The 7,350-nt window shown below is 61.5% G+C and carries 6 protein-coding genes and 1 pseudogene; all 7 read right to left on the bottom strand.

Translation table 11 applies throughout. The features are described 5' to 3' along the window. Positions 1–126: 126 nt before the first annotated feature. Positions 127–1,470 carry an APC family permease gene (locus SM763_RS23695; protein WP_369000001.1) on the bottom strand — a complete coding sequence of 448 codons (1,344 nt, stop codon included), beginning with the start codon at positions 1,468–1,470 and terminating at the stop codon, positions 127–129. Positions 1,471–1,578: 108 nt separating this feature from the next. Next, positions 1,579–2,283, bottom strand: a complete 705-nt coding sequence (locus SM763_RS23700; RefSeq protein WP_369000003.1) for a ferric reductase-like transmembrane domain-containing protein — start codon at positions 2,281–2,283, stop codon at positions 1,579–1,581. Between the two features lie 85 nt (positions 2,284–2,368). Beyond that, entirely contained in the window at positions 2,369–3,022 is a 654-nt protein-coding gene (locus SM763_RS23705) for a methyltransferase family protein (RefSeq protein ID WP_009820154.1), read from the bottom strand. Beyond that, positions 3,022–3,291 carry a DUF2933 domain-containing protein gene (locus SM763_RS23710; protein WP_369000005.1) on the bottom strand — a complete coding sequence of 90 codons (270 nt, stop codon included), beginning with the start codon at positions 3,289–3,291 and terminating at the stop codon, positions 3,022–3,024. Before SM763_RS23710 ends, SM763_RS23705 begins: the two co-directional genes overlap by 1 nt. A gap of 15 nt (positions 3,292–3,306) precedes the next feature. Next, complete coding sequence (locus SM763_RS23715; RefSeq protein ID WP_490363311.1) at positions 3,307–5,601, bottom strand: copper-transporting P-type ATPase; 2,295 nt, start codon at positions 5,599–5,601, stop codon at positions 3,307–3,309. Positions 5,602–5,657: 56 nt separating this feature from the next. Then, the gene (locus tag SM763_RS23720) at positions 5,658–6,605 is read right to left on the bottom strand and encodes a ribose-phosphate diphosphokinase (RefSeq protein WP_369000009.1); all 948 of its coding nucleotides are present in this window, start codon (positions 6,603–6,605) and stop codon (positions 5,658–5,660) included. Further along, positions 6,602–7,350: pseudogene (locus SM763_RS23725) on the bottom strand (thymidine phosphorylase); the annotation flags it as partial. The pseudogene SM763_RS23725 and the gene SM763_RS23720, both read right to left, overlap by 4 nt.

Consider the following 7,350-nt stretch of genomic DNA (forward strand, 5'->3'; position numbering starts at 1 on the left):
ATGCGGTGGTCGCCCAAAGGGGCTCACCGAGTAGCCGTCACAAGGGCCGCAGTTCTCGATGGTCGGCTGACCGTCGCAAACAGAAAACGCGCCGCATGACCCCCATGTTCTGTCCACTCCCGCTGGCTATTCACCGTGGGAATGCGCGGCCTGAGGTGCCAACCATCGCGACAAGTAAACGCGCTCGAAAGCGAAGACAGCGATCATTCCGACAGCCGCATACAGAACGATCATCGGGTCGCTTTGAAGCTTCATCACGGTGAAAGCTGCCAGTACAACTACATCGAGCGCCAGGGCAGTCAAAAGCACGATACCTGAGGCGCCGACGTCTGCTCGACGATAGTGGAACACGCCCCAATGTATGATCATGTCCATGACAAGGTAGAAGAAAGCACCGAGGGATGCGATCCGGCCAAGATCGAAAAGCATGGCCAACGTCGCGGCGATGACAACGGTATAGACCAGCGTGTGGCGTTGGATAGGGCCGGACATACCGAAATGGCTGTGCGGGATCATTTTCATCTCCGTCAACATGGTCAGCATCCGCGACACTGCGAAAACGCTGGCCAGCACGCCGGATGCCGTGGCCACGACCGCCAACACGACGGTCAAGTAAAAGCCGACCTGCCCGAGTGCGGGCTCAGCCGCCTGGGCCAGCGAATAGTCGCGCGCGGCGATGATTTCGTCGATTGTCAGGCTCGCGCCCACGCCAAAGGCCACAAGCAGGTAGACCACCACGCAGATCGCGATGGACAGCATGATAGTGCGGCCCACATTGCGGTGGGGATCGGTGATTTCGCCGCCGCTGTTGGTGATCGTGGTAAAGCCCTTGAAGGCAAGGATCGCCAACGCAACGGACGCGATGAAGCCTGTCACTCCAAAGGTCTCGGCCGTTTCTGACGCGGCTGCGAACTGAAACCCGCTTGACCAGAGTGCTGCGATACCGAACAGCGCGATGCCCCCGATCTTGATCGCCGCCATGATTAGAGAGAATAGCCCGACGGAGCGGTTTCCTGCGATGTTGACCAAGAATGCGAACACGATCACGGCAACCGCCAGAACGGGCACAAGTGGCCCGCCCGTGATATCGAAAGGCCGCAAGACATAAGTGGCGAATGTCCGTGCGACGAGGCTTTCCGCGATCACCATGCTGAGCGCCATCAAAAGCGCCGCTCCCGCCGCGACCGCCCCCGATCCATAGCATTTCTGAAGGATCATCGCGATGCCCCCTGCCGAGGGCCAGGCGTTCGACATCTTGATGTAGCTGTAAGCGCTGAAGCTGGTCACGATGGCACCAGCGATGAACGCGAGTGGAAATAGTGGTCCAGCCAGCTGGGCGATTTGTCCGGTCAGGGCAAAGATGCCCGCACCGATCATCACGCCCGTGCCCATGGCAACAGCTCCGCCAAGGCTGATCGAGCCTTCACGGTAGCCGTCGTTCCCATCGTGGTTTTTATCGTGTTTCTGCATTTCGATCTGCCTTGGTTGCTTTTTAGGTCGTTACGCCTCTGCGCATGCCCACCCGATCGGTTTCAGGCCGCCAGAAGTCCCGACCCTGGGCGTCTGATGAAATCGCGACTACTCCCGTTGCGAGGGTGCGCCGTAGATCCGCCGGGAAGTTTGCGAACGCCATGTGACTACAACGGCGGCCCCTTGCAGAGCGATAACTGACGCCACAAGGGCAACGAACGGCCATCGCGCCCAGTTTGGCTCAGGCATTTGGCGGTGGAAATCAAGAAAATGAAAGAACAAGAAATAGGCCGTGTGCAGCACTGCCAGCCACCACAGAACATAAGCGCCCTGCTGGATGTATTTCCACACGGACGTGCCAAGTACCCTTTGGCTGAAATTATTCGACGTACCGGCAAGCACAAAGCCGTAGAGCAGTGCCGCGATCCCAACCACATTGGCCAGCGCAAACCCGTGCTGAAGCATCACGTAGCGTTGCAGTTGGGGGTGATACTCAAAACCGAACAGCCGTGCAAAATCAAGCTCGACCCAGCCGATCAGTATTATGATGGTATGCACCGTCGCCGTCAGAACCGCATAAATACCGAGCTCGCGTCGGTACGGCATAAGCTTCCGTAAAAAGGGCGTAGACGACAAGCGTGCGAGCGGCCCAATCGCCATTGCAGCAACGATGAGCAGCAGTGAAAGATCCCCCAGCGCTCGGTTGTAGCGGTGCATCTCCGACCACTCGGCACGCGAAGCAAGCAGCAGGTATCCCGTCAGCACGGACGTTCCTATGATTAGTACGTGCCGCAGAAGGGCGGGTTTTTTCATCATGGTTTCAGATACCGTATGTTTGCAGTCTTCCAAAGATGTTTTAGGCACGCAAATAACACATCAGATCGGCTTTCGCTTCTAATCAGCGTTCAACATTCTGCAGAGTGTTAACGTTTGGTATGAAAGCGGGAACCCGGCTGGCATACCTGTCCCAGCCAGCGCCGAACCGTTCTCGGCTGTCCTTCTCCTCGCCGCGGGCCAGCCGTGCGTACATCCAGACCAGTACCGGAAACATGGCCAGCGTCAGGAGGGTCGGCCATTGCACGAGAAAACCAAGCATGATCAGAACGAACCCCACATATTGAGGATGGCGAATGCGGGCATAGGGGCCTGTCGTCGCAAGCAACCCCTGACGCTGCGCATTCCACAGATGGTGCCATGCCACGGATATGAGCCAGAAGCCGCCGCCGATAAAGACGAAGCTCAGGAGGTGGAACGGCCCGAAATGCGGGTTCGATTGCCAGCCGAACATCATTTCGGGGAGATGTCCGCTGTCGTGGGCAAACCAGTCTACCTCCGGCCAGGTCGATTGCAGCCAGCCGGAAAGAAAGAAGATGGTCAACGGGAACCCGTACATCTCGGTGAAGAGAGCTACGACAAAGGCGCTGAACGCTCCAAAACTGCGCCAGTCGCGTTTTGTCTGCGGCTTGAAGAAACTGAAGGCGAAAATGATGAACACCGCCGAATTGATAAATACCAGCAGCCAGAGTCCATAGGAAGCACCTGCATCGGTCATTACTGGTCGTCTCCCTTACCGTGCCCGCCGTGGCCTCCATGACCGCCGTGCATGAAGAAGTGCATTCCAACGCAAAGCAGCAATGGCAGCCAGATCAGCAATCCGCTGCTCAGGATGTGCACCCGGTGCTCGTAACCCAGGAGAAGACCGCCAACTGCCAGCGCAACGATCAGATAGATGCCGGCGCGTGATCGCCAGAATGAGGGCGGGCGGGGGGCATGCTCCGATTGACTTTGATTAACATATGATGGATCAGGTTGATGGGTCACGTTGTGGCTTCCTTTCTAGATCTTTGCGCCGCGAAGGCGCAGCGAATTGAGCACCACCGATATCGACGAGGCGCTCATGGCGAAGGCGGCAAACATCGGGCTGATGAGGATGCCGAAGAACGGAAACAGCACCCCCGCCGCGACAGGCACGCCAGAGGCGTTGTAGATCAGTGCGAAGAACAGGTTCTGCCGGATATTACGCATGGTGGCCCGTGCGAGCCGCCGTGCGCGCAAGATACCGTCGAGGTTGCCCTTGACCAGCGTGATGCCCGCGCTTTCGATGGCCACATCGGCCCCGGTGCCCATGGCGATGCCGACATCGGCCTGGGCCAGGGCCGGCGCGTCGTTGACGCCATCGCCGGCCATCGCCACCTTGCGGCCCTGCTGCTGCAACTCCTTGATGATCCGCGCCTTGTCCTCGGGCAGCACGTCGGCCCGGATCTCGTCAATGCCGAGACGTGCGCCGATCGCCTTGGCAGTGCGCTCGTTGTCACCGGTGGCCATGATGACGCGGAACCCCAATTCATGCAGATCCTTGATGGCGGCGGGTGTGGTTTCCTTCACCGGGTCGGCGACCCCGACAAGACCGGCGATCTTGCCATCCAGCACCACGAACATCACTGTCTCGCCCTCGTCGCGACGGGCATTTGCCTTGGCGGTCAGGTCGCCCGCCTCAAGGCCAAGGTCCCGGATCATCGCCAGATTGCCCAATGCGACCGCCTTGCCGCCCACGACGCCCTTCACGCCCTTTCCGGTGACCGCCTCGAAGTCGTCTGCGTCCGCCATCTTCACATCGCGCTCTTCCGCGCCTCGCACGATGGCCTCGGCGAGGGGGTGTTCCGATCCGCGCTCCAGCGATGCGGCGAGACGCAGGACCTCGGCCTCGTCGTGACCGGGTTGCGGCAGGACGGCGACAAGCTGCGGCTTGCCCATCGTCAACGTGCCGGTCTTGTCGACGATCAGGGTATCGACCTTCTCGAACCGCTCCAGCGCCTCGGCGTTCTTGATCAGCACCCCGGCCTGGGCCCCCCGCCCCGTTGCCGTCATGATCGACATCGGTGTCGCCAGGCCAAGCGCACAGGGACAGGCGATGATCAGAACCGCCACCGCCGAAATCAATGCGTAGGAAAGCGCAGGCGCGGGCCCCCAGATCGCCCAGGCGATGAAGGACAGGACCGCGATACCGATGACGGCCGGAACGAAGTATCCCGCCACCTTGTCGGCGTATTTCTGGATCGGCGCGCGCGATCGCTGCGCGTTCGACACCATCTCGACGATCTGCGCAAGCATCGTGTCGGACCCGACACGCGTCGCCTCCATCACCAGGCTGCCAGTGCCGTTGATCGTCGCTCCAGTTACCGGGTCGCCTTCGGTCTTCTCGACGGGCACAGGTTCACCGGAGATCATGCTTTCGTCGATCGAGGACCGGCCGTCCAGAACCACGCCATCGACAGGCACCTTGTCACCGGGCCGTACGCGCAGCCGGTCGCCGACCTGTACGTCCTCCAGCGGGATCTCCTCCTCGGAGCCATCGTCCCGCATGACCCGCGCGGTCTTGGCCGCCATGTCGAGAAGCGCGCGGATCGCCTTGCCGGTTCCTTCACGTGCGCGCAATTCCATCACCTGACCGAGCAACACGAGCGTCACGATCACAGCCGCCGCCTCGAAGTAGACGCCGACATGGCCTTCGGAGTCTCGGAACCCATCAGGGAATATGTCCGGTGCGAGAACGGCAACGACGCTGAAGAGCCAGGCCGCGATTACCCCCATACCGATCAGGGAGAACATGTTGAGATTCATCGTACGGAACGAATTCCAGCCCCGAACCAGAAACGGCCAGCCGCACCAAAGAACTACCGGGGTCCCGAAAACCAACTCGATCCAGAGGGTTCCGCGCTCGCCGAAAATCTCGCGCACTCCCGGAAAGCCGAGATAGGGACCCATGGTGAGGATCAGAAGCGGAATGGTCAGTACCGTGCCAACCCAGAAACGCCGGGTGAAATCCACCAGTTCGGGGTTCGGGCCGTCGTCCATCGGGACCCCGGACTCAAGCTCCAACCCCATTCCGCAGATCGGGCAGGAGCCGTGCTCGACCTGGCGAACCTGCGGGTGCATCGGACAGGTGTAGACGGCGCCGTCATAGCCCTCCGGGACGGTATCGTATCTGACGTCCGCCGGGACGGCACCAGCGTTATGGTCATGACCGTGGTGATCATGCCCGGCATGGTTGTCGAGCTCCGCCTCGGGCACAAGATGCATCCCGCATTTCGGGCAATCGCCCGGACCGTTCTGCCGTACCTCAGGGTGCATCGGGCAGACGTAAATGTTGGATTCGGTTTCATGTGAAGCATGGCTTACTTGGTCGTTCATTCGGTTGTCCTCTCGGCGGGATTCAGGTCCAGCCTAATTGTTCCAGCAACTGGAAGGTCAAGGGCTGTCACGACCGAAAGGATCGCTTCGGACAATAGACCGGCAATTCCGATCGCATTCGTTGGATGGGGTATGGTGTCGGTGGTGATGATTCTTGCCGCACCAGCCGACAGAATGGCGTCCTGAGCGCCGTGCGCAAAGACCGCATGGATAGCCAGGCAGACAGGCGCGGCGGTTCCAGCCGCAAGCAATCTTTCGACGGCGCGTGCCATCGTGACGCCGGAAGATGCGATGTCGTCGAGGATCACTGGCGTGCCTTCGCGCAGCGCCGCGCTTTCCGGCACACTGACATCGACACTGCGGTCACCGGATCTCACCTTGCGCAAGACCTCATAGGGCCGTCCGGCCAGCCGGGCCACCTCGGCGACCCATTGCTGGCTTTCGCTGTCAGGGCCCAGAAGAACGGCGTCTGGCAGGTTCGTGCTGATCCAGGTCGCAAGCAGCGGGGCGGATACGGCGCGAATGGCAGGCATCGGGAAGACATCCTGCAGCCGGGCGATGCGGTGCAGATGCGGATCGACACTCACCAGCCAATCGAAGCTTTCCCCCAGGAATTGCGCAAAGAGCGGCGCGCTGACCGCCTGCCCGCGCTCGAAGCGGCGGTCCTGCCGCATGTAGCCAAGATAAGGCGCGATCAATCCGACGCGACGCGCGCCCATCTCGCGCGCCGTCGCCGCGGCGAAGCGCAAGGGCAGGGCTAGGCGATCGGGATCGCGCAAAGTCGCCAGAAATGCCACATCGGCCCCGTCCAGATCGCCGGGCAGCGAAATCAGGCTTTCGCCATCGGGGAAGTGGTGCCAGTCGAGAGTGAGCAGGTCCGCCCCAAGCGCGGGTGCCAGGTCTTCGGCAAGCGGCCTCATCTCGGGAAACGCGACAAGGATCATGACACTGCCTCGGACAGCGTGAGCACGCCGGTCTGGGACTCGGCATAGGCCAGGGCATAGGCCAGTTCGCCTGGTGTCTCGGCATGAAGCTCATAAAGCGGCTGGCCCTTGTCCACCCAATCCCCGATCCGCACCAGAAGGCGGATGCCTGCGCTCTTCTGACGCGGGGCACCGGCCAGTTTGGCGATGCGGGCAATCCGGCGGTTGTCCACGGTCGTCAGTTCGCCCCCATGCGGGGCAAGTATCTCGATGCGTTGCGCGGCGGTGCCGGGTTCGTGGAAACCGCCCTGTGCCGCGCAAATTGCCATGAACTTTGCCTCCGCTGCACCACTATCGAGAAGCGCCTGCGCGCGGTCCCGCCCCCGCCCAGCAACGGCGTGCGGTGCGAGGTCCAGAAGATGCCCGGCCAGATCCAGCGCCCGCGCACGCAGGTCGCCAGGTGCATCCGGCGCGCGCCGCAAAACCGCGAGCACGTCGTGCGCCTCCAGCGCCGGGCCCATGCCACGTCCCACCGGGGCCACGCCATCGCTGATATGTAGCGCCAGGTTCAGACCCAACGCCTTGCCCACCGAAGACAGCCGTATCCCGAGAGCCTCCGCCGCTCCGGCAGACCGCACCTTGGCCGTTGGTCCGACCGGCATGTCGATCAGAACATGGGTGGCACCGGCGGCCGCCTTTTTCGACAGTACGCTCGCTACGAGTTGACCGGTGGAGTCGAAATCGAGCGGGCGTTCGACACGGATGA

This window comes from Pseudophaeobacter sp. C1-32P7 (assembly GCF_041008775.1).
Lineage (GTDB): Bacteria > Pseudomonadota > Alphaproteobacteria > Rhodobacterales > Rhodobacteraceae > Phycobacter > Phycobacter gallaeciensis_A.

Bases quoted from the DNA above. Each gene is read 5' to 3' on its own strand.
- SM763_RS23695 (WP_369000001.1), bottom strand. From the start codon at position 1,470: ATGCAGAAACACGATAAAAACCACGATGGGAACGACGGCTACCGTGAA.
- SM763_RS23700 (WP_369000003.1), bottom strand. From the start codon at position 2,283: ATGAAAAAACCCGCCCTTCTGCGGCACGTACTAATCATAGGAACGTCC.
- SM763_RS23705 (WP_009820154.1), bottom strand. From the start codon at position 3,022: ATGACCGATGCAGGTGCTTCCTATGGACTCTGGCTGCTGGTATTTATC.
- SM763_RS23715 (WP_490363311.1), bottom strand. From the start codon at position 5,601: ATGCACCCTGAGGTACGGCAGAACGGTCCGGGCGATTGCCCGAAATGC.
- SM763_RS23720 (WP_369000009.1), bottom strand. From the start codon at position 6,605: ATGATCCTTGTCGCGTTTCCCGAGATGAGGCCGCTTGCCGAAGACCTG.